This is a genomic window from uncultured Pelagibacterium sp. (assembly GCF_963972885.1).
Classification (GTDB): Bacteria; Pseudomonadota; Alphaproteobacteria; order Rhizobiales; family Devosiaceae; genus Pelagibacterium; species Pelagibacterium nitratireducens.
In genome coordinates this window covers 1-21,575 of sequence record NZ_CAXAXY010000051.1, presented here as the reverse complement: position 1 = coordinate 21,575, position 21,575 = coordinate 1, and the positions used below count along the sequence as shown (strand labels likewise).

19 protein-coding genes are annotated in these 21,575 nt (G+C 62.3%); 11 read left to right on the top strand and 8 right to left on the bottom strand.

Annotated elements, in window-relative coordinates:
• A partial coding sequence (locus AACZ55_RS09880) for an HWE histidine kinase domain-containing protein (RefSeq protein WP_339645703.1) occupies positions 1-1,925 on the top strand: 1,925 nt, incomplete at its 5' end.
• Between the two features lie 131 nt (positions 1,926-2,056).
• On the opposite strand, the gene AACZ55_RS09875 is transcribed toward AACZ55_RS09880, so the two are convergent.
• The 4 genes from AACZ55_RS09875 to AACZ55_RS09860 form a co-directional block, all read right to left on the bottom strand.
• Entirely contained in the window at positions 2,057-2,455 is a 399-nt protein-coding gene (locus tag AACZ55_RS09875) for a (deoxy)nucleoside triphosphate pyrophosphohydrolase (RefSeq protein ID WP_338609065.1), read from the bottom strand.
• Positions 2,452-3,207 carry a GNAT family N-acetyltransferase gene (locus tag AACZ55_RS09870; protein ID WP_339645701.1) on the bottom strand — a complete coding sequence of 252 codons (756 nt, stop codon included), beginning with the start codon at positions 3,205-3,207 and terminating at the stop codon, positions 2,452-2,454. Before AACZ55_RS09870 ends, AACZ55_RS09875 begins: the two co-directional genes overlap by 4 nt.
• Before the next feature lie 70 nt (positions 3,208-3,277).
• A complete protein-coding gene (gene argJ / locus AACZ55_RS09865) occupies positions 3,278-4,510 on the bottom strand; it encodes a bifunctional glutamate N-acetyltransferase/amino-acid acetyltransferase ArgJ (protein WP_339645699.1) in 1,233 nt (410 codons plus the stop codon).
• 196 nt (positions 4,511-4,706) lie between these two features.
• Positions 4,707-4,994, bottom strand: a complete 288-nt coding sequence (locus tag AACZ55_RS09860; RefSeq protein WP_339645697.1) for a hypothetical protein — start codon at positions 4,992-4,994, stop codon at positions 4,707-4,709.
• A gap of 268 nt (positions 4,995-5,262) precedes the next feature.
• Between AACZ55_RS09860 and AACZ55_RS09855 the strand changes: the two genes are divergently transcribed.
• Entirely contained in the window at positions 5,263-5,880 is a 618-nt protein-coding gene (locus AACZ55_RS09855) for a TetR/AcrR family transcriptional regulator (RefSeq protein WP_339645695.1), read from the top strand.
• A gap of 35 nt (positions 5,881-5,915) precedes the next feature.
• On the opposite strand, the gene AACZ55_RS09850 is transcribed toward AACZ55_RS09855, so the two are convergent.
• Entirely contained in the window at positions 5,916-6,872 is a 957-nt protein-coding gene (locus AACZ55_RS09850; RefSeq protein WP_339645693.1) for a peptidylprolyl isomerase, read from the bottom strand.
• 274 nt (positions 6,873-7,146) lie between these two features.
• On the opposite strand from AACZ55_RS09850, the gene secA reads away from it, so the two are divergent.
• Positions 7,147-9,813 carry a preprotein translocase subunit SecA gene (secA, locus tag AACZ55_RS09845; RefSeq protein WP_339645692.1) on the top strand — a complete coding sequence of 889 codons (2,667 nt, stop codon included), beginning with the start codon at positions 7,147-7,149 and terminating at the stop codon, positions 9,811-9,813.
• Between the two features lie 128 nt (positions 9,814-9,941).
• Complete coding sequence (locus AACZ55_RS09840) at positions 9,942-11,708, top strand: SLC13 family permease (RefSeq protein ID WP_338609076.1); 1,767 nt, start codon at positions 9,942-9,944, stop codon at positions 11,706-11,708.
• A gap of 3 nt (positions 11,709-11,711) precedes the next feature.
• On the opposite strand, the gene AACZ55_RS09835 is transcribed toward AACZ55_RS09840, so the two are convergent.
• The gene (locus AACZ55_RS09835; protein ID WP_339645689.1) at positions 11,712-12,572 is read right to left on the bottom strand and encodes a methyltransferase domain-containing protein; all 861 of its coding nucleotides are present in this window, start codon (positions 12,570-12,572) and stop codon (positions 11,712-11,714) included.
• Positions 12,573-12,599: 27 nt separating this feature from the next.
• Between AACZ55_RS09835 and AACZ55_RS09830 the strand changes: the two genes are divergently transcribed.
• Genes AACZ55_RS09830 through AACZ55_RS09815 form a run of 4 tightly spaced genes read left to right on the top strand, consistent with a single transcriptional unit; the run spans position 12,600 to position 15,002 of the window.
• Entirely contained in the window at positions 12,600-13,415 is an 816-nt protein-coding gene (locus AACZ55_RS09830; protein ID WP_339645687.1) for a ComF family protein, read from the top strand.
• Positions 13,416-13,444: 29 nt separating this feature from the next.
• Positions 13,445-13,705 carry a glutaredoxin 3 gene (gene grxC / locus AACZ55_RS09825; RefSeq protein ID WP_338609081.1) on the top strand — a complete coding sequence of 87 codons (261 nt, stop codon included), beginning with the start codon at positions 13,445-13,447 and terminating at the stop codon, positions 13,703-13,705.
• Positions 13,702-14,577 (top strand): carbon-nitrogen hydrolase family protein, encoded by an 876-nt coding sequence (locus AACZ55_RS09820; protein WP_339645685.1) that lies wholly within the window; start codon positions 13,702-13,704, stop codon positions 14,575-14,577. Before grxC ends, AACZ55_RS09820 begins: the two co-directional genes overlap by 4 nt.
• 2 nt (positions 14,578-14,579) lie before the next feature.
• On the top strand, positions 14,580-15,002 hold the full coding sequence (locus AACZ55_RS09815; protein ID WP_339645682.1) for a DUF1178 family protein: 423 nt from the start codon (positions 14,580-14,582) through the stop codon (positions 15,000-15,002).
• A 24-nt stretch (positions 15,003-15,026) separates the two neighbouring features.
• Here AACZ55_RS09815 and AACZ55_RS09810 read toward each other — a convergent pair whose 3' ends face one another.
• Both AACZ55_RS09810 and ubiG read right to left on the bottom strand, forming a co-directional pair.
• The gene (locus AACZ55_RS09810) at positions 15,027-15,986 is read right to left on the bottom strand and encodes a zinc-binding alcohol dehydrogenase family protein (protein WP_339645679.1); all 960 of its coding nucleotides are present in this window, start codon (positions 15,984-15,986) and stop codon (positions 15,027-15,029) included.
• 168 nt (positions 15,987-16,154) lie between these two features.
• Entirely contained in the window at positions 16,155-16,892 is a 738-nt protein-coding gene (ubiG, locus tag AACZ55_RS09805; protein WP_339645676.1) for a bifunctional 2-polyprenyl-6-hydroxyphenol methylase/3-demethylubiquinol 3-O-methyltransferase UbiG, read from the bottom strand.
• Between the two features lie 173 nt (positions 16,893-17,065).
• On the opposite strand from ubiG, the gene AACZ55_RS09800 reads away from it, so the two are divergent.
• The 3 genes from AACZ55_RS09800 to AACZ55_RS09790 all read left to right on the top strand — a co-directional run.
• Positions 17,066-18,325 (top strand): aspartate kinase, encoded by a 1,260-nt coding sequence (locus AACZ55_RS09800; RefSeq protein WP_338609089.1) that lies wholly within the window; start codon positions 17,066-17,068, stop codon positions 18,323-18,325.
• A gap of 155 nt (positions 18,326-18,480) precedes the next feature.
• Positions 18,481-20,745: a phosphoenolpyruvate--protein phosphotransferase gene (gene ptsP / locus AACZ55_RS09795; RefSeq protein WP_338609090.1), complete on the top strand. Its 2,265-nt coding sequence runs from the start codon at positions 18,481-18,483 to the stop codon at positions 20,743-20,745.
• Positions 20,746-20,773: 28 nt separating this feature from the next.
• The coding region (locus tag AACZ55_RS09790) for a peptide chain release factor 1 (RefSeq protein ID WP_339645672.1) at positions 20,774-21,575 on the top strand (802 nt) is incomplete at its 3' end.

Sequence of the window (21,575 nt, the reverse complement as noted above, 5' to 3'; positions counted from 1 at the left end):
TCTACAAGCGCAACCTGATCCGCATCATTGCCGATGTGGACGGGCAACCCCATGATATCACACCGTTCGCGGCGCCCGACGGCATGCCGATCGATCTGTCCAATTCGGTGCTGCGCTCGGTCTCGCCCATTCATCTCGAATATCTGCGCAATATGGGGGTCGGCGCCTCGATGTCGATTTCCATCCTGCTGCGCGGGCGGCTGTGGGGGCTGATCGCCTGTCACCATTATTCCCCGCGCCGGGTGCCCTTCAACGTGCGCACGGCGGCCGAACTGATCGGGCAGATGTTCTCGCTGGCGCTCGATGCCAAGATCCGCGAAAGCGAGATCGAGGCCGAAAAGCGGGCGCAGGAATTTCACCACAAGGTGCTGCGCATGGTCGGCCCGGAGCAGGGACCGGTCTCCCAGCTCGCTTCGATGTTCGGGGAGATGAGCGGGCTGGTCGATTGTAACGGGATCGGCATGATCGTCGATGAGGAGGTCGAGCTGTGGGGAGAGACGCCGGACCGCCCCGAGTTCAAGGCGCTTGTACAGTTTCTCAACCGGACGGTGTCCAATTCCATCTTTGTCACCCACGAGCTGGGCAAGCTTCATCCGGCCGCGGCCGCCTATGCCGACAGGGTTTCGGGCATGCTGGTCATTCCCATCTCGCGCACGCCCGGCGACTATCTGATCTTTTTCCGCCGCGAGGTGACCGAGGAGGTCAAATGGGCCGGCAATCCGGAAAAGCCGGTGAGCGTGGGGCCGATGGGGTCGCGCCTGACGCCGCGCAAGAGTTTCGAGATCTGGCAGGAAACGGCGCGCGGGCAGTCCGAGCCCTGGAGCTCGAGCCATATCAGGCTGGCCGAGGCGCTGCGGGTGAGCCTGCTCGAAGTGATCCTCAAGCATACCGAGCTGATCGAGGGCGAGCGAAGGCAGGCACGCCAGCGTCAGGAACTCCTGATCGCCGAACTCAATCACCGGGTGCGCAACATTTTGGGCCTGATCCGCGGCCTGATCCGTCAGGTCAATACGCCCCAGCGCAGCACGGAAGCGTTCGTTTCAACGCTCGACGACCGGGTGCAGGCGCTGGCGCGGGCCCATGACCAGCTGACCGAGCGTCAATGGGGCTCGGGATCGCTGCTGGCGTTGATCGAGAACGAGACGGCGGCCTATCTGGCGGAAAAATCGGAAAGGGTGATCGTTTCGGGGGACGATGTGGGCCTGGTGCCGCAGAGTTTTTCGGCGCTGGCGCTGGTCATTCACGAGTTGACCACCAATTCGGCCAAGTATGGCGCATTGTGCGACAAGCGGGGCACCGTTGCCATTGCGCTCGAGCGCGACGATTCAGGCTGGCTGACCATACGCTGGGTCGAGCGCGACGGCCCGCCCGTCAAGCCCCCCGGCGGTGCCGGGTTCGGGTCGGTGGTGATCGAGCGCTCGGTGACCCATGATCTTGGCGGATCGGTCGAGATGGATTATCGCATCGACGGGTTGCGGGCCAAATTGCGCATTGCGCCCGAACATCTGGCCGATCTCGATGAAGCCCGACAGCATGCGCCGCGTCCGGTCACAAGGCGGGCGGGCAAGGTGAATTTCCCCGAGGGGCGGGCGCTGATCGTTGAAGACAATGTCATCATCGCCATGGATTGCGAGGCGGTGCTGCGCGACATGGGGTGCGGGGAGGTGGTTCTGGCGTCCAGCGTCGCCCAGGGGCTCAAGGCGATCGAGAATACCGAGATGGGGTTTGCCGTGCTCGACGTCAATCTGGGCAATGAGACGAGTTTTGCCATCGCCGATGTTCTGGGCGAGAAGGCCATTCCCTTCATCTTTGCTTCGGGCTACGCCGATGGGGTTTTGTTTCCCGACGCGCATGTGGACCGGCCGAAGGTTTCCAAGCCCTATGACATGGCAAGTCTCACCGATGCGCTCAAGCGCGTGTTCTGAGTGGCTGGATGACGGCGTGATTGCGAACTGGAGCCGTTCAGGATCTGATTAAATCAAATCCTGAACGGCTCTAAATCCTTGTTTTGTCGCGCGTCCGAACCGCAATCCGTTTCCACTTTTGCTGGACGCGCTCAGAGCAGATCGCACAGCGGGGCGATGAGCGGGATGTCGGCGGGAGGCATGGGATAGTCGTGCAGTTTTTGCGGGCGCACCCATTTGAGCGCCGAATGCTCTTTGGCAATTGGCGTGCCCTGCCATTTCCTGCACACATAGAGCGGCATCATCAGGTGCCAGCCGTCATAGGTGTGGCTGGCAAAGGTCAATGGAGCGAGGCACGCCTCCCTGGTTTCGATTTCCAGCTCTTCGGCCAGTTCGCGGATCAGCGCAGCCTCGGGGGTTTCGCCCGCTTCGATCTTGCCGCCGGGGAATTCCCACAGGCCGGCCAGTTGCTTGCCCTGGGGCCGCTGGGCGATCAGCACGCGCCGGTCGGCATCGACCAGCGCGCAGGCAACGACAAGGGTGATTTTCATTGCGTTTGTGCCTCGGGCTGGCGGCGGTAGTGATAGGGGTAGCGGAAGACAAAACCCATGGCGAGATAGAGCGCGATGGCCGGGCCGTTGTCCCCCTGGACCTGGAGGGCTGCGTGGCTGGCGCCGTTTTCGGCGCCCCAACTGAGCGCGCTGGCCATCATGCGTCGGCCAAAACCCTGGCCGCGCAGTTTGGCCGAGGTGATGACGTCATAGACCATGACGATGCCCTCGCTCTCGACACACAGCAAGGATGCGCCGGGCGTGCCATCGTCGGCGGCGACGACGATTCCACAGGCCGGGCGTTTGAGCGCGCCCAGGATGGCGGCGAAGGTTTCCTGCTGTTTGGTATCGAACCCCTGAAGGGCCGTTTGCGCGGCGAGGAAAGCGGGGTCGGTCGCATCGTAAAGACTGGCGGCGCCATCGAACCCGTCGGTCTGGCCGAGCGGGCAAGACAGAACCAGGCTTGTCTTGAAGCGCTCCCAGCCTGCCCGGTCCAGCGTATCGAGGATGCCGCCGCCGGTCAGCGGGGTCACGCGGAAGACCGTGGGCAGATCGTGTTCGGCGTAGCGGGCCGAAAGAGTTTCGATCCGCTGGGCGGCATTGGTGTCATCGGCGGGATCGAGGGACCAGATGGCATTGGAGCGGCCTGAAAAACCCCTGGCGAAGCGGGCGCGCCATTGCCCGTCCTCGATGGTTTCGAGCGCGGGCCATGTGGCGAGCGAAGCGGCTTCGATTTCGGAAACGGTGCGCAAGCTGGATCACACTTCTCTTTTGTCGCGTTGTCGAACCGCAAAACCGGTTGCCACTTTTGCTGACAACGCTCTAACTCCTGTAGCTGCCGTTGATGTCGATATAGCCATGGGTCAGATCGCAGGTATAGACGGTGGCAGAGCCCGTTCCGAGCCCGATATCGACGCTGATCGAAAGCTCCTCGCCCTTCATATAGGCGGTCGCCGCGTCCTCGGAATAATCGGGCGCGCGCTGGCCGTTGCGGGCCAGAACGTGGTCGCCAAAGGCGATGGTGAGCTTGTCGCGGTCGGCGGGCTGGCCGGCCTTGCCCACCGCCATGACGATGCGGCCCCAATTGGCGTCCTCGCCGGCGATTGCCGTCTTGACGAGCGGGCTGTCGGCAATGGCGCGGGCGATCCTTGCGGCGCTGTCGTCGGTCGTGGCACCGGTCACGTTGACGGCAACGAATTTGGTCGCCCCTTCGCCATCGCGCACCACCTGCATGGCGAGATCGAAGAGCACATCATTGAGCGCTTCACCGAACGTTTGTGCGCGCGGATCGTTTAGGGATGCGATGGGGTCGATTTCCGCCTTGGCTGTGGCAAAGGCCAGAAGGGTGTCGGAGGTCGAGGTGTCGCTGTCGACGGTGATGGCGTTGAAACTGGTCTTGTTGTGTTTGGCGAGCAGCGCCTGGAGCACATCGGCGGCGATGGGGGCGTCGGTGAACACGAAGCTGAGCATGGTGGCCATGTCCGGCGCGATCATGCCCGAACCCTTGGCGATACCGGCGATGGAGACCGTCGTGCCATCGATGTCGATCGTGGCCTCGGCCAGCTTGGGGAAGGTGTCGGTGGTCATGATCGCCCTGGCCGGCTCCATCCAGGGGTCGGCGGCCAGTTGGCCCGTGAGGTTTTCCAGCACGCCATCGAATTTGGTGGCATCGAGCGGCTCGCCGATGACCCCGGTCGAGGCGAGAAAGATTTCCGAGGGCTCACACCCCACCGCCCTTGCGGCGATGTCGGCGGTCAGTTTGACCGATTCGATGCCTTTCAAACCGGTAAAGGCATTGGCATTGCCCGAATTGACGACGAGGGCGCGGGCCGTACCATGGCCAAGGTTCTGCCGACACCAGTCGATTGCGGCCGAAGGGCAGAGCGAGCGCGTCAGAACGCCTGCAACCACGGTGCCCGGATCGAAGACGGCCAAAAGCACGTCGGTGCGCCCCTTGTAGCGAATGCCCGCCTCGGCGGTGGCAAAGCGCACGCCGGCAATGGCGGGCGGGGCGACATAGGTTTTGGGGGCAAGGGGAGAGACGGGCAGGGCCATGGGAGAAGTCCTTGGGGACGAACGCGATTACCAGCCCCTTCGTGTGCCCCAACATTCCCGTGCTGGCAAGAGGCGCAGTCGCCTCGATCATTTCATCGTTTTACGGAAACGGCGCGACGCTCTTTGCCACCATGCGGGAAATATTGACGCTCTCGTCCCGATTTCGAAACGAGAGCGTCGGGCATTGGGTGCGGGCTCACCTGCGCACAGGGCGCATGATGAAACCGGCAAAGCGTTTCTGGATCTGGGGGATCATCCAGAACACCATGATGGCAACCATGAGCGGGGTGACGATCAGGGTGGTCTGCCAGATGGGCCAGCCGGCCGTGAGCGGCAGGACGAGATAGAGAATGAGCGTGATGATGGGATAAACGCCGAACAGGGTGACCAGAAACTGCCGCGAGCGGTCGGGACGGAGCGAAGCACCGGCCGCTGGCTGGGCGGTGGTGGATGAGGGGGTTTGTGCGGAGGAAATATCGGACATTGTTTCAACCTTTCGAAACGGAACGTTCCGTTATATATTGAAACGAGCCGTTTCGTTCAAGTGGATATTGTCGATTTTTTCCCCTATATCTTCGGGCGAGCCCATTCGAGGCGCGCGATTGAAGGATTCCAATATGTCGCGAGGGGCTGGGAGGTCTCACCGGAGAGCGTGAAGTCTGGCGAGGCTGCGGCGCGCCCGTTCGTTCGTGGGGCGATTGAACGGCGGAACGCAGGGCTTATTGGCCGGGTCGAGGAAGGAAGACGAAACAATGACGAAAGAACATCAGGCGGTGGCGGTACGGCGGGGCTCGATCGGCGCCAAGCGCAATCCGGCCAGCCAGCAGGCCATTTTGGAGGCCGCCGAGGCTATCCTGCGCGAAGACGGGCTTTCGGGGTTTTCCATCGAGGCGGTGGCGCGGCGGGCACGGGCGGGCAAACCCACAGTCTATCGCTGGTGGCCGTCCAGGGCTGCCCTGCTGCTCGACGTTTATCAGGGGTTCAAGAATGAACGCCAGTTTCCCGACACGGGAAATTTCGAGGACGACCTGAGAGCGTTTCTGACCAATCAATTGATCGGGTTCTGGAGCGCTGGCATCTGCGGCATGGTCTTCCGATCGGTCATTGCCGAAGCCCAGAGCGATCCGGGGGCCGCCGAGGCGCTGTTTGCCTATGAGCGGGGGCGGCGCAAATTTGCCGAGGTGTTGGTGGACAGGGCCAAGGCACGCGGCGAAATCGACCCCAATGCCGACAGCGCCGTCATCATCGAACTTCTGGCCGGCTTTGCCTGGCACCGTCTGCTGACCGGCCGGATCGAAGGCTCGGATGCCGATGTGGACAAGGTCGTCGCCACAATCGTGGCGGCGACAAAAAAGAACCCCGGCGTTTAGGCCGGGGCTCGGAACAATTGGTCTATGCCAGGGTGTTAAATGCCGCCCTGGGCCTCGACCTGCGCGGCCAGATCGGCATCGTCGATTTCGATTTCCACGTCGGACTTGATCTCTTCGATGGCCGCTTCGTAGCTCTCATAGAGAACCTGCTGGGCGACCTGCTGGCGCACTTCCTCGAGCGGGGGTGCTTCGGAGAGACGACGGTCTTCGAGATAGATCAGGTGAAAGCCGAACTGGCTTTCGACCGGCTGGGACATCTCGCCGACCTCGAGCGCCATCGCGGCCTGCTCGAATTCGGGGACCATCATGCCCGATGAGAAATAACCGAGATCACCGCCATTGGCGCTTGTGCCGTCGGTGCCATATTCGCTGGCAGCATCGGCAAAGTCGCGTCCGGCTTCGATTTCGGCGCGGATTTCGTTGGCTTCCTGTTCGGTGGGCACCAGAATGTGGCGGGCCCGCACTTCGGGTTCAGGGGTGAAATCGGCGACCAGGTCCTCATAGGCAGCCTGGACGGCTTCTTCGGTGACCTGGGTTTCAACGATGGAGTTGAAAAAGGCGCGACGCAGGGCCTGATCCTCGAGATAGGCAAGGCGGCGGGTGAACGCTTCGCTTTCGTCAAGGCCATCCTCGCGGGCGGCGCTGGCCATCAGCTTCATGTCGATGACGACGGTCAAAAGAAAGCCGCGCCGCTGTTCGGCGGGAATGGACTGGAGTTCCTGGGTCAGCTCTTCGGCCGCCAGAACCAGATCGGCCTCGGTGATCTCTTCGCCACCCACCGTGGCCAGGACCGTATCGGGTGAGACCGGTTCTGCGGGCGCGACGGGCGCTGCCTGCTCGGCAGGAGCGGCGGGCGTTGCCTGCTCGGCTGCGGGGGCGGGTTCGTCGTTTTGCGCCCAGGCTGGAGCTGTGCTCAGCGAGACGGCAAGAACCGCCGGGATGAATACGGCCCGCAAGAGGCCGGCCACCGGAGCGGCGAAATCGGATGACATGATGAGATCTCTCCTTGTTTTTCCGAAGCCCGGGCCCCCCATCGCCCGAACCAAAGGTCCGGATATGCGTTTAGCCCCGGACTTTGGCCGTGGTTTGTCCGATTTTGCCAACGTTGACAACCCATGGTGGCACTCTTACATCTCCTGCCGAAGTTTTCCGCGCTCCTTTCGGCAGCGCCCCGGCCTGCCGCCCTACCATTCGTGCAAGGCAAGTTCCGGGACGTCGCAACCGCCGAATCCGGGCGCATCCAACAGATTCTAAGGACAATTGTTCATGGCTCTTGCAACGCTTGCCCGGAAGTTTTTCGGCTCGGCCAATGATCGGCGCGTCAAACGCTATCAATCCAATGTCGAGGCCATCAACGCACTCGAGCCCGAGTTCGAAAAGCTCTCCGACGAACAATTGAGGGCCAAGACCGAGGAATTCCGGCAGCAATTGCGCGATGGGGCCAAGCTGGCCGATGTGCTGGTTCCCGCCTTTGCCACCGTGCGCGAAGGCTCCAAGCGCGCGCTGGGCATGCGGCACTTCGACGTGCAGCTGATCGGTGGCATGGTGCTCAACGAGCGGGCCATCACCGAAATGCGGACCGGTGAAGGCAAGACGCTGGTCGCAACGCTTTCGGCCTATCTCAATGCGCTCGAAGACAAGGGCGTGCACATCGTTACGGTCAACGACTATCTGGCGCGCCGCGACAGCGAGTGGATGGGCCGGCTCTACGGCTTTTTGGGCCTGACCACCGGGGTGATCGTCCATGGCATCAACGACACCGAGCGCAAGGCGGCCTACGATGCCGACATCACCTATGGCACCAACAACGAGTTCGGTTTCGACTATCTTCGCGACAACATGAAATATTCGCGCGCCCAGATGGTGCAGCGCGGACACAATTACGCGATCGTCGACGAAGTGGATTCGATCCTGATCGACGAGGCGCGCACCCCGCTGATCATTTCGGGGCCGTCCCAGGACCGCTCAGAGCTCTACAAGACCATCGACAAATACATTCCGCTGCTGGTCGAGGAAGACTACACGATCGATGAAAAGCACCGCGCGGCCAATTTCACGGACGAGGGCATCGAAAAACTCGAAGAGATCCTCGAACGCGACGGGTTGATCAAGTCCGGGTCGCTCTATGACATCGACAATGTCTCGATCGTCCACCATCTCAATTCGGCGCTCAAGGCGCACAAGATCTTCAACCGCGACAAGGACTATATCGTCCGCGACGACAGCGTTGTGATCATCGACGAATTTACCGGCCGCATGATGCCGGGGCGGCGGTTTTCCGAAGGGTTGCACCAGGCGCTCGAAGCCAAGGAAGGCACCAAGATCCAGCCGGAAAACCAGACGCTGGCCTCGATCACTTTCCAGAACTATTTCCGGCTCTACACAAAGCTGGCCGGCATGACCGGCACGGCCGATACCGAAGCGTCCGAATTTGCCGACATCTACGGGCTGGACGTGGTGACCGTGCCCACCAACGTGCCGATCGCCCGTATCGACGAGAACGACCAGATCTATCGCTCGGTCGAGGAAAAATTCCAGGCCATTACCGACGAAGTGATCGAGTGCCGCTCGCGCAATCAGCCGGTTCTGGTGGGCACCACGTCGATCGAGCGCTCGGAAATGCTCGCGGACTTCCTCAAAAAGAAGGGCGTCAAGGACATTGCCGTCCTCAACGCCCGCCATCACGAGCAGGAAGCCCAGATCATCGCGGCGGCCGGTGTGCCGGGCGCCATCACGATTGCCACCAACATGGCCGGCCGCGGTACCGACATTCAGCTCGGCGGCAACCTGGAAATGCGCGTCGCCAATGAGGCCGAAGGTCTCGAAGGCGAGGCGCTCGAGAAAAAGACCGCCGAGATCAAAGCCGATATCGCCGAAAAGAAGAAAGAGGCGCTGGCTGCGGGCGGGCTGATGGTGATCGGCACCGAGCGTCATGAAAGCCGCCGCATCGATAACCAGTTGCGCGGCCGGTCTGGCCGTCAGGGCGATCCGGGACGGTCGAAATTCTTCGTCTCGCTGCAGGACGACCTGATGCGCCGGTTCTTCCCTGAACGCATGGAAAAGGTTCTGACCTCGCTGGGGCTGAAAGACGGCGAGTCGATTTCCGACGCCATGGTCACCAAGGCCATCGAGCGCGCCCAGACCCGCGTCGAGGGGCACAATTTCGACATCCGCAAGAACATCCTCAAATACGACGACGTGATGAACGATCAGCGCAAGGTGATCTTCGAGCAGCGCATCGAATTGATGGACGCCGAAAACGTCGCAGAGACGATCGCCGACATGCGCCACGACGTCGTGGATTCGCTGATCGCCAAATCGGCGCCCGAGCGGTCCTATCCTGAACAGTGGAACACCGAGCAGCTTGGGGCCGCGTGTAAGACCTATCTGGGCATCGAGCCCCCTCTGGCCCAATGGGCCGACGAGGAGGGCATGGATGTCGAGGTGCTGCGCGAGCGCATCATCAAGATGGCCGATGATTATGCGGCGGCCAAGGCGGCGCGCGTCGGCCCCGAAACCATGCGCCAGATCGAAAAGAGCTTCATTCTGCAGTCGATCGACGGGCTGTGGCGCGAGCATCTGGTGACGCTCGATCATCTGTCCAAAGTGGTCGGCTGGCGCGGACTGGCGCAGCGCGATCCGCTCAATGAATACAAGCAGGAAGCGTTCGAGCTGTTCTCGCTGCTTTTGACCAATCTTCGCGAACTGGTCACCACCCAGATGAGCCATTTCGAGATCAAGCCCCCCGAGCCGCAGGCACCTGCCCAGCTTCGCGAGAGCCATATCGATCCGGTGACCGGCGAGAACGAGGTGCGCGAAGAGGATGGACCCAAGGGTCAGTTGAGCCCCGAAGTCATGGCACGCACCCGGCGCAACGATCCGTGCCCGTGCGGCTCGGGCAAGAAATTCAAGCACTGCCACGGCGCCTTTTAGACGGGCCGCATAGTGATTGTTCCAGATCCCCGGCGCGCCGCTCCGGGGATTTTTTTGTCATCGGTCGCGCCGGGCACGGGAACCCTTTAGGGTGGTCTGCATTTGTGAACGCGCCTCGGGGGATTGAATTGACCTACGAACAGATCGTGCTTTTTGTCCTTCTGGGATTGGTGCTCGCGGGGCTTTTGTGGGGCAAGTGGCGATATGACCTCGTTGCCTTTGCGGCGCTGATCGTTGGAGTGGTCATGGGCGTGGTGCCGGCCCAGACCGCGTTTTCAGGCTTTGGCAATGATGCGACGATCATCATCGCCCTGGTGCTCGTCGTGACGGCGGGTCTGTCGCGTTCGGGGGCCGTCGATCTCATCACCCGGTACGCTGTGGACCGCGACCGTTCCCTGCCCATCCACATTTCGGTCATGGGAGGCATCGGTGCGGTTTTTTCGGGCTTCATGAACAACGTCGCGGCGCTGGCCATTCTGATGCCGGTGGACGTGCAGGCGGCGCAAAAGGCGAACCGTTCGCCGGCCTCCTCGCTGATGCCGCTGGCTTTTGCCACAATCCTTGGCGGCATGCTGACCATGATCGGCACGCCCCCCAACATCATCATCGCCGCCTATCGTGAGCGGGCCATGGGCAACAGCTTCACGATGTTCGATTTCACACCCGTCGGCCTTGTGTGCGCGCTTGCCGGTGTGGCGTTTATCGGGCTTGTGGGCTGGCGGTTGATCCCGGTGCGGGGCAAGGGCGCGGGCGCCGAGTTGCGCGCCTCGGCCAGCTATACGACCGAACTGGTGGTCACCGAGAAATCAAAAGCCAAGGGTCAGCGGGTGCGCGATCTGGACGCCGAGGCCGAAGAGCATGATTGCGCCATCGTGGGGCTGGTGCGCCGCAACAAGCGCATGCCGGGCCGGGCGCGCTGGGAAAAGATCGGAAAGGGCGATCTGCTTGTCGTTCACGGCACGGCCGAGGCGATTTCGGCACTGGCCGGTGCGCTGCAGGTCGATCTGCAGGGCCGTTCGGGGGAAAGCGCCCAATTGTCGTCGGACCTCAAGATGGTCGAGGCGGTGGTGACCACCGACAGCCGTGTCGTGGGCAGGATCGCCAATGATGTGCGGGTCATGCAGCGCAATGGCGTCGTCATGCTGGGCCTGTCGCGGCGCGGCCGGGCCATCACCGAGCGGGTGCGCCGCACCCCGCTCGAGGTGGGCGACGTTTTGTTGTTGCTCGGCCATCAGGACGCCATCGACGACGTCGTCACCCGCATGGAGTGTCTGCCCGTTGCCTCGAGCGTTGCTGTGACGCGGCACGAAAAGGCGCTGGCCGCCATCGGGCTCTTCGCGGCAGCGGTGGGAGTAGGGGCGTTCGGTCTGGTTCCGCTCACCGTGGCGCTCGGGGCGGTGGCCGTCCTCTATGTGCTTTTCGACATCCTGCCGGTGCGTGAGATCTACGAGGCGATCGAATGGCCGGTCGTTGTGCTGCTCGGCTCGCTGCTGCCGATCGGGATGGCGCTGGAGACCTCGGGTGGCGCCCAGCTCATAGCAGAATGGCTGGCGATGTTTGGACAACATGCTCCCGCCTGGGTGACACTTGCCGCTGTGCTGGTGTTTACCATGACGCTTTCGGACGTTCTCAACAATGCGGCGACGGCGGTGATCTTTGCGCCGGTCGCATACGGGCTGGCCCAGATATTGGGGGTCAATCCCGATGCGTTCCTGATGGCGGTGGCCATCGGGGCGAGTTGCGCCTTTCTTACCCCGATCGGGCACAACAACAACGCGCTGATCATGGGGCCGGGCGGCTATCGGTTCGGCGATTACTGGCGCATGGGCCTGCCGCTCGAAATCATTATCACCGTGGTCGGCGTGCCGGCCATCATGGTGTTCTGGCCGCTGTGACGCTCAGGGTTTCGACGTGTCCTTGAGCACGTCGTGCAGGCTGGTCCGGGCCGAGCCGGGCCGCAAGGGCTTTTGCTGGCTTTCATGAGGCGCCCAGCCCGAGAGCCACAAGATTTCGAGGCTGGCGCGGACCCTGCCGTCGGGATCGGAAAAACGCTCGGCATAAATCTCGGCAGCGCGCATCAGATGGCGCGGGGTCAGCATGCGGGTATCGCGGCCGGCCAGCGGATTGGTGACCCCCAATGCCCGCAGTTCATCAAACAGGGCGAGCGGGGTCCGGTAGCGCACCGTATGGGTTTCAAGATCGGTGACAGGCAGGGCAAAGCCGGCGCGCTGGAGCAGGCTGCCGGCGTCGCGCACGTCGATCATCGGCGCGACGCGGGGGGAAACGCCGCCCAGAATTTCCACGTCGGCGGCAAGGAACGCATCGCGCAATTCGCTCAGCGTGCGCCCGCCGATGGCGGCGGCGATCAAAAGCCCGTCGGGGGCAATGTGGCGGCGCAGGTTTTCGAGAAAGCCGGGCACGTCGTTGACGGTCTGAAGATCGAGGAGCGAGACGATGAGATCGTAGTCGCGGGCGGGCAGGCTCAGATGCTCGGGATCGGCCAGCGCAAAGCCGTCGACCTCAAGCAGGGACGAGATTTTTTCAAAACGGATCGGGCCGTTGGCCGACTGCGCCGTGTCGGGCAGCAGTGCTGGATCGGGGCCCATGATGAGCGCCTTTGGAAATTCCCGCGTTACCGGAGCGAGGCGGTCGGCGAGGTCTGCGACCACCAGATCGGTCACGAAATCGGGCTGCCCTTTGCGCTTGGCAAAATTGGCGGCGAGGCGGGTGCGGTCGAAAACGAGCGGGGGCTGGGTCATGGTCCCGACCATATGGCGCAGGAATGGATGGCGTGCAATGATCGGTTCATGGTTGGGGCGATGGAAAATCGGGGCAGACCCTTTGCGCTGCGGTTGTGCGCCCTTGCGACTTCGGCCGGGGCGCGGGCGCTGGATTTGGCGTTTCCGCCGGTGTGCCTGGCGTGTAGCGCTGCGGTTTTGACGCCCGACGGGCTGTGTCCGTCCTGTTGGGGTCAGTTGATCCCTATTTCGCGCCCCTTCTGTCCCGTGCTGGGGTTGCCCTTTGCGTCCGACATGGGCGAGGGAGCGCTGTCGGTCCAGGCGATTGCCAACCCGCCGCCATTTGCCCGGGCCCGCTCGGCCGTCGCCTATACCGATCTCGCGCGAAAACTGGTCTCGAAGATGAAATATTCCGACCGACCCGAGATTGCGCTGTTCTGTGCGCGGATGATGGTGTCGGCAGGTCACGAGCTCTTGGGGCCCGATGCCGTCCTGGTGCCGGTGCCCCTGCACCCGGCGCGCCAGCGCGAGCGGCGGTACAATCAATCGTCCGAGCTGGCCCGCACCATTGGCCGCCTTGCAAAATGCGATCTGCATACCGACCTTATCGTCAGACACAAACGCACCATCCAGCAGGTCGGGCTCAACGCGTCCCAGCGTGCCCGCAATGTCGACGGGGCGTTTCGGGTCGATCCGGCGCGTCTGGATCGGCTGGGCGCACGGCGCGTTGTGCTTGTCGACGATGTGCTGACCACAGGCGCCACCGCCTCGGCGGCGGCCAAGGCACTCAAGCGGGCCGGCGTATCGCAGGTCGATGTGCTCAGCTTTGCCCGCGTTGTGTTCGACACCGATATGACAGTATAACTGCCACTATTGACTGGAGTTTTGAATAAATGACCAAGGTCGAAATCTATACCACTCCCACATGCCCCTATTGCCACGCCGCAAAGGCGCTGTTGGGCGACAAGGGTGTTGCGTTCGAAGAAATTACCGTGCTCGATCCCGATTTGCGCGCTTCCATGACCCAGCGCGCCAATGGGCGGCGCACGGTGCCGCAGATCTTTGTCGGGGATACCCATGTGGGCGGTTATGACGATCTGGCCGCGCTCGAGCGGCAGGGCAAGCTCGATCCCTTGCTCGAGAGTGCGGCGTGAGCCAAACCATACCCGTTGCCCTTGTCCAGATGAACTCGGGGCTCGGCGCAAAGGATAATATCGACACGATAGAAGCGCGGGTCGCCGAGGCACGGCGGGCCGGAGCCGTTTATATCCTGACCCCGGAAATGAGCGTGGTTTTTGCAAGAAATCGCGCCGGGTTGCAGGCCGAGGCCGAACCCTGGGAGAATAATGGGGCCATCGCCCGGCTGGCCGGTATCGCGAGAGAAAATGGCGTTTTCCTTCATATCGGCTCACTCGCCATAGCGCTCGAGGGCGGACGGTTTGCCAACCGCTCGGTGCTGTTTGACCCTGAGGGCGAGATCGTTTCGCGCTACGACAAGATCCATCTTTTCGATGCCGATATCGATGGCGAGAACGGCTATCGCGAAAGCGCCACCTATGCTGGTGGGGACACGGCGGTGGTGGCCGACATCGCGCCATTTAAGCTCGGCATTTCCATCTGCTATGATGTGCGCTTCCCGGCGCTCTATCGCACGCTGGCGACGGCGGGCGCGCAGGTGATCGTCGTGCCCTCGGCCTTTACGGTGCCGACCGGGGAGGCGCACTGGCATGTGTTGTTGCAGGCGCGGGCGATTGAAACGGGTTGTTTCATCCTGGCGGCGGCGCAGGGTGGGAGCCACGAAAACGGGCGGTCGACCTATGGCCATTCGCTGATCGTTTCGCCCTGGGGCGAGGTGATTGCCGAGGCCGATGGAGCCGAACCGGGTCTGGTGGTGGCCGAACTGGACCTTGACGCGGTGGCCGCGGCGCGGCAAAGGGTGCCTGCGCTTGCCAATGAGCGCGCGTTTACGCTCGCGCCCGGGCCATTGCCGTTTGCAAGCGATCTGACAACCCAAGCGGGGAATTGAAAGTGATCCAGTTCACGCTCGCCTGCGGTGCAGGCCACAAATTCGATGCCTGGTTCAGAAACGCCGAGGCCTATGACGAGCAATCGGCGCGCGGGGTTCTGACCTGCCCGATCTGCAATTCCTCGCAGGTGGAAAAGGCGTTGATGGCGCCCGCCGTCTCACGGTCGAGCGACAAGGTTTCGCTTTCGGCCGGCCATCCCGAGCATGGCGAGTTCTTGAAGGCCATGCGCGCCCTGCGCCAGAAAATGACGTCGGAAGCCGATTATGTCGGCGACAAATTCGCCGAGGAAGCGCGCAAGATCCATTACGAGGAAGCCGAAGCGCGTGGCATCTACGGCGAGGCGACCAAGGATGAGGTGGTGAGCCTGATCGATGAGGGCATCGAATTCATGCCGCTGCCCACTGTGCCCGACGAGCACAATTAAGGCTCGGCCGGGCACATTCCGATATCAGGGGTGCATGACGACCCTGCCAAATGGCGATCCTGTTTCGGCGTGTTGATGGGCCGCACCAGCCTCCGATAGCGGGAATATCCGGTCAATATGGACCTTTAGCGTACCCTTGGCGATATCACGCAACATCTCGTCGATCGTTTCGGAGACAGAAGGCTTGGTAAACTGGGTTCCCATGTAAACGCCGTAAAGGGTCTGGTTTGCGGCCAATGCGGTCCACAGATCCACGGACAGGGCGCCACCCCCGGCATTGCCGACAAAGACCAGCCGACCTTCTTGTGCCAATACCGCAAGTGAATCGGGAAGGGTGGATCCGACCGGATCAACGATGACATTTGCGCCCTTTTCCTGGGTGTGCGACCGTACAAACGCGCCGACATCATCCTTGCGATAGTCAACCACGTGATCGGCGCCAATCGCTTTCAGGCGTTGCAGCCGCTCCTCGCCGCTTGAGACAGCCAGGACCCTCGCCCCGGCCCGTTTTGCGAGCTGCACGGCGGCAAGGCCAACGCCTCCGGCCGCGGCCCAAATGACAACATGCTCGCCCTTTTGAAGCGCGGCGCTGGCAAACAAAGCATGATGGGCCGTGCCGAAAGAGATGAGCATTGCCGCAGCCTCGTCCCAGCTGACGCCATCAGGGACCAGCCAGGTCTGTTGTTCGGGCACGGCGCGGAGCGCGGCGTGTGATCCGGCCAGATCAAAGCCCGTGACCCTGTCACCAACCTTTCGGTTCGTGACATCGGATCCGAGTGCGATGACCGTTCCGGCCGCCGCATAGCCCACGATGTGGTTTGACGCAGGCGGTTCGGCCAGCCGGCGGTTGATCACATCTCCGCCTTCGATTGAAATTGCGCTGACTTCGATCAGCACGTCACGGGGTCCGATCTGGGGATCGGTAACGTCGGCGTAGCGAAAGACCTCCGGTGGCCCGGATCGGTCGTATATTGCGGCTTTCATTGATTGCTCCGCGTTTGAATGGCCATAGAGCACAGGCGACCATCCCGACGTGAGGCTATCGAGGTGCCTGTGAATGGCCTACTTGGTCGCCGCTGCCGCAGTGTGCAAGTGACGGTTTTGCCGCCATTGGGCGACATGCGTCTGCGTCCCCCTGGGTGCCGGCCAATATCAAACGTCCGGTTTTTCCAGGAGCAGCATGTAGTTGACCGCCATGTCGCGGCTCTTGCCCCATTCGTTTTTGAGCGGGTTGAAGGTGACGCCCGTCCTGTCGACGACCTGCATTGCGTTGCGTCCGGTGATCGAGGTGATCTCTTCGGGGGTGACCAGTTTTTCGTAGCTGTGGGTGCCCTTGGGCAGCCAGCGCAGCACGCGCTCGGCGCCGACGATGGCCAGGGCATAGGCGCGGGCCGTGCGGTTGATGGTGGCGACAAACATCAGCCCGCCGGGCTTGACCAGCTTGCAGCAGCTTTCAAGGTAGAGCGGAACGTCGGCGACGTGTTCGACAACTTCCATGTTGAGCACCACATCGAACTGTTCGCCCGCAGCGGCGAGGTCTTCGGAGGTGGTGGCGCGATAATCGATATCGAGCCCGGACTGTTCGGCGTGCAGGCTTGCGATCTTGACGTTCTTTTCTCCCGCATCGGCGCCGACCACTGTTGCCCCAAGCCGCGCCATGGGTTCACACAACAGGCCGCCGCCGCAACCGATATCGAGAAGCGTAAGGCCGGTGAACGGGCGCATGGCTTTGTCATCGAGCCCGAAATGGGCGATGACTTTCTCGCGGATATAGGCGAGGCGCACCGGATTGAACTTGTGGAGCGGTTTGAACTTGCCGTTGGGGTCCCACCATTCCTCGGCCATCTTGTGGAACTTGCCGATTTCGTCTGGGCTGATGGTGGTGGTCATTGTGTACCTCGTCCTGGCGTACCCCAAGAGGTGACCGCGCCGGGCCATCAAGTCAAGCGATCCATCGCCGCAGCGCCCTTCATCCCATATTGCTAAATCGGCGGGTTTGTGGCACTCACCGCGCCACAACCGTACGGTGCGGTACGGCATAAGTTTGCATCGAAGGCGGCGTCATGGCGCGTATAGTTATGAAGTTCGGCGGCACCTCGGTCGCCAATGTCGAGCGCATACGGCAGGCGGCCCGGCACGTCAAACGCGAGGTCGAGGCCGGGCACGAGGTTGCCGTCGTCGTTTCCGCCATGTCGGGCAAGACCAATGAGCTTGTCGGCTGGTGCGCGCAGGCCGCCCCCATGCACGATGCCCGCGAATATGATGCGGTCGTTGCCTCGGGCGAACAGGTGACCGCCGGGCTGATGGCCATCGTTTTGTCGGAAATGGGCATCCAGTCGCGCTCCTATGCCGGCTGGCAGGTGCCCATCCATACCGACGATGCGCACGGTTCGGCGCGCATCACGGGAATAGATCCGGCCAATCTCAACGAGCGGATGAGTTCGGGCTGGGTGCCGGTGGTGACCGGTTTTCAGGGCGTGTCCGACAAAAAGCGGATCACGACGCTGGGACGCGGCGGATCGGACACCTCGGCCGTTGCGGTGGCGGCAGCGGTCAAGGCGGACCGGTGCGATATCTATACCGATGTGGATGGCGTCTATACCACCGATCCGCGCATTGCGCCGAAAGCCAGGCGCCTCGAGCGGGTCAGTTTTGAAGAAATGCTCGAAATGGCCTCGCTGGGGGCAAAAGTGCTCCAGACGCGGTCGGTGGAACTGGCCATGGCCCAGGGGGTGCGTCTTGTGGTGCGCTCTACGTTCGATGACCCCGATGCGGGCAACGCGCCGGGCAGCGAATGGGGCATGACGGGCACGCTTGTGTGCGATGAGGATGAGATCATGGAAAAGCAGATCGTTTCGGGTGTGACCCTTGCGCGGGCCGAAGCCAAGATCACCCTGCGCAAGGTCAACGACAAGCCCGGCGTTGCCGCCGCGGTGTTCGGTCCCCTGGCCGATGCGCGGATCGTTGTCGACATGATCGTGCAGAACATTTCCGATGACGGGCAGATCACCGACATCACCTTTACGGTGCCCGACAGCGAATTCGACAAGGCGATGAAAGTTTTGCGCAACGCGCCCGATCTCGAATACGAGTCGATTTCGGGGTCCAAGGGCGGCGCCAAGATTTCCGTGGTCGGTGTCGGCATGCGCAGCCATGCGGGCGTTGCGGCTTCCATGTTCCGGGCGCTTTCGGACAAGGGAATCAACATCCAGTTGATCACAACCTCGGAAATCAAGACCTCGGTATTGATCGATGAGGAATATGCGGAGCTTGCAGTTCGGGCTTTGCATACCTATTACGGTCTGGACAAGGCCGAGGGGTAAGCTCGGTCGCGGGCAAATCTCTGGAGCATGGCCCGGTTCGATTGAACCGGCCTGACGCTTCGGGTCTTATTTGATCGTGCGGTCGAACCGAAAAAGTCTGCAACTTTTTCCGACCACACTCTGGGAGGCGGGGTCGACCCGCCGGGCGAGCGGACATGGTGACAGCGATTGGCGGACCGCGGGTGCTATTGCGCCAGTTGCGCGAAACCATGGCCGAACCGCTGGCCAGCCAGGAGCGGCTGGACAAGATCGTCGATCTGATCGCCGATAACATGCGGGCCGATGTGTGCTCGTTTTACGTTTTGCGCGACGATGGCGCGCTCGAATTGTTCGCTACACACGGTCTCAAGCGCGACGCCGTCCACATCACGACGCTGCGTCTGGGCGAGGGTCTCGTGGGCCTGATCGCCAACGAGGCCGAGCCGCTCAGCCTGCAGAACGCACCCGAGCATCCTTCCTTTGCCTATCGCCCGGAAACGGGGGAAGACCCGTTCTTTTCGTTCCTGGGCGTGCCGGTGCTGCGGGCCGGGCAGACGCTTGGGGTCCTTGTCGTTCAGAACTCGGAACGCCGGGTCTATGGCGAGGATGAAACCGAAGCGCTTCTGACCACGGCAACGATCCTGGCCGAGATGATTTCGACAGCCGATTTCGATGCCTTGATCAAGCCGGGCTCGGATATCGATCTGCGCCGTCCGCGCATGTTTCAGGGCGTTGGGTTTTCCGAAGGGATCGCGCTGGGGCAGGTGGTGCTGCACGACCCGCGCGTGGTGGTCACCAATTTTGTTGCCGACGATACGGATGCGGAAAAAGCGCGGCTCGAAGCGGCGCTGATGACCATGCGGGTTTCGATCGATGAATTGCTCAATTCGGGCGACATGCAGATCCCGTCCGATCACCGCGACATCCTGGAAACCTACCGCATGTTCGCCCATGACCGGGGCTGGGTGCGCCGGCTCGAGGAGGCGATCGAATCCGGCCTGACGGCGGAAGCGGCCGTCGAGCGGGTTCAGAACGACACGCGGGCGCGTATGTTGCGCCAGACCGATCCCTATATCCGCGAGCGCCTGCACGATCTCGACGATCTGGCCAACCGGCTGCTGCGCATTTTGACCGCCGACGGTTCGGTGGCCGGCAAGGAGATGCCCGACAACGCCATTCTGGTGGCGCGCAATATGGGCCCGGCCGAACTGCTCGAATATGACCGCACCAAGCTGCGGGCCGTGGTGCTCGAGGATGGCGCGGCGACCGCTCATGTGGCGATCGTGGCGCGTTCGGTGGGCTTGGTGGCGGTCGGGCAGGCCGAAAACATCGTCTCTATGGGCGAGGCGGGCGACGACATCATTGTCGATGGGTTTACCGGTGCCGTCCATCTGCGGCCGACCCCCGATATCGAAGCGACCTATATCGACAAGGTGCGGCTCTCGGCCAAGCGGCGTGCCCATTACGCGGCGCTCAAGGATACCCCTCCCGTCTCGCGCGACGGGCAGCATATCACGCTGCTGCACAATTCGGGCCTTTTGGCCGATATGGCGATGCTGGAAGAAACCGGTGCCGAAGGGGTGGGGCTGTTCCGCACCGAGTTGCAGTTCATGATCGCCTCGAAAATGCCCCGGGTCAAAGAGCAGGTCGAGCTTTATGCCCAGGCCATGCGGCTTATGGGCGATAAACCCATCGTCTTCCGCCTACTCGATATCGGCGGCGACAAGGTGGTGCCCTATATGCGCTCGACCGCCGAGGAAAACCCGGCCATGGGCTGGCGCAGCCTGCGGCTGGCGCTGGACCGGCCCGCGCTGCTGCGGACGCAGGTTCGCGCGCTCTTGCAGGCCGCAAGCGGCAAGCCGCTGCGCATTCTGGTGCCCATGGTCACCGAGGCGCGCGAATACATGAAGGTCAAGCGCTTCATCCTGCGCGAGAACGAACGGCTGCCCCGCCTGGGCTTTGCCCAGCCCGAAACGCTCGAGATTGGTTCGATGATCGAGGTGCCCTCGCTGCTGTTCGAGCTCGACCGGCTGTTGCCCGAAACCGACTTCGTTTCCATAGGGTCCAACGATCTGATCCAGTTTCTGACCGCTGCCGACAGGGCCAATCCGCGCGTTGCCAACAATTACGACCCGATTGCCCGGCCGCGCCTGCGGGCGCTCAAACTGGTCGTCGATGCGGCGCAAAAATACGGCAAGCCCGTTACCATGTGCGGGGAGCTGGCCGGACGCCCGATCGAAGCGATGGCGCTGCTTTCGATCGGCATGACGCGGCTTTCCATGGGCGCGTCCTCGATCGGCCCGATCAAGGAAATGGTCCTTGGTCTTGACGTTGCCGCGCTCAAGGCCGAAATGAACGATTATCTTGAGAACGGCGAAACCGAGGGTTCGGCCCGCGAGTTTCTTGTAGAGTTTGCCGAGCGGCATTCTCTCACCGTTTAGGTTCTCATTTCCGACCGGATAGTTTTGCATGGCTTTTCTGCCCACCGACAAGCTCGACGCCCTTGAACGCCGTTTCGATTCCATCGAGGCGGCCATGTCGGGCAGTCCCGATCCGGAAGCCTATGTGCGGCTATCGAAGGAATATTCCGAGCTCTCGCCCATGGTCGCCAAGGTGCGCGAATACCGAGCAGCGCTTTCCGATCTGGCCGGAGCCGAGGAGCTTGCCAAGTCGGGTGACAGGGAAATGGCCGAGCTTGCCTATGAGGAAATGGGCGCGCTCAAGGAAAAGATCGAAGCGCTGAGCCAGGAGATCCGCATTCTCTTGCTGCCCAAGGATGCGGCGGACGAAAAAAGCGCCATTCTCGAAGTGCGCGCCGGAACGGGCGGCGACGAGGCCGCGCTTTTTGCCGGCGATCTTTTCCGCATGTATCAGCGCTATGCCGAAGCGCAGGGATGGAAGGTAACGGTGATGGAAGCGTCCGAAGGCGATGCCGGCGGATACAAGGAAATCATCGCCAACGTCTCTGGAGCAGGGGTATTTGCCAAGCTCAAATACGAATCGGGTGTCCATCGCGTGCAGCGTGTGCCCGATACCGAGACGTCGGGGCGCATCCACACGTCGGCGGCCACGGTCGCCGTGCTTCCCGAGGTCGAGGATATCGACATCGAAATCCGGCCCGAAGACATCCGTATCGATACGATGCGGGCTTCGGGCGCCGGCGGACAGCACGTCAACACCACCGATTCGGCGGTGCGCATCACTCATATCCCCTCGGGGATCGTGGTGACGTCGGCAGAAAAATCCCAGCACCAGAACCGGGCCAATGCCA

Excerpts from the sequence above, each read along its gene's own strand:
- AACZ55_RS09875 (WP_338609065.1), bottom strand. The coding sequence starts at position 2,455 with ATGAAAATCACCCTTGTCGTTGCCTGCGCGCTGGTCGATGCCGACCGG.
- argJ (WP_339645699.1), bottom strand. The coding sequence starts at position 4,510 with ATGGCCCTGCCCGTCTCTCCCCTTGCCCCCAAAACCTATGTCGCCCCG.
- AACZ55_RS09860 (WP_339645697.1), bottom strand. The coding sequence starts at position 4,994 with ATGTCCGATATTTCCTCCGCACAAACCCCCTCATCCACCACCGCCCAG.
- AACZ55_RS09855 (WP_339645695.1), top strand. The coding sequence starts at position 5,263 with ATGACGAAAGAACATCAGGCGGTGGCGGTACGGCGGGGCTCGATCGGC.
- AACZ55_RS09850 (WP_339645693.1), bottom strand. The coding sequence starts at position 6,872 with ATGTCATCCGATTTCGCCGCTCCGGTGGCCGGCCTCTTGCGGGCCGTA.
- secA (WP_339645692.1), top strand. The coding sequence starts at position 7,147 with ATGGCTCTTGCAACGCTTGCCCGGAAGTTTTTCGGCTCGGCCAATGAT.
- AACZ55_RS09835 (WP_339645689.1), bottom strand. The coding sequence starts at position 12,572 with ATGACCCAGCCCCCGCTCGTTTTCGACCGCACCCGCCTCGCCGCCAAT.
- AACZ55_RS09830 (WP_339645687.1), top strand. The coding sequence starts at position 12,600 with ATGGCGTGCAATGATCGGTTCATGGTTGGGGCGATGGAAAATCGGGGC.
- grxC (WP_338609081.1), top strand. The coding sequence starts at position 13,445 with ATGACCAAGGTCGAAATCTATACCACTCCCACATGCCCCTATTGCCAC.
- AACZ55_RS09810 (WP_339645679.1), bottom strand. The coding sequence starts at position 15,986 with ATGAAAGCCGCAATATACGACCGATCCGGGCCACCGGAGGTCTTTCGC.
- ubiG (WP_339645676.1), bottom strand. The coding sequence starts at position 16,892 with ATGACCACCACCATCAGCCCAGACGAAATCGGCAAGTTCCACAAGATG.
- AACZ55_RS09800 (WP_338609089.1), top strand. The coding sequence starts at position 17,066 with ATGGCGCGTATAGTTATGAAGTTCGGCGGCACCTCGGTCGCCAATGTC.
- ptsP (WP_338609090.1), top strand. The coding sequence starts at position 18,481 with ATGGTGACAGCGATTGGCGGACCGCGGGTGCTATTGCGCCAGTTGCGC.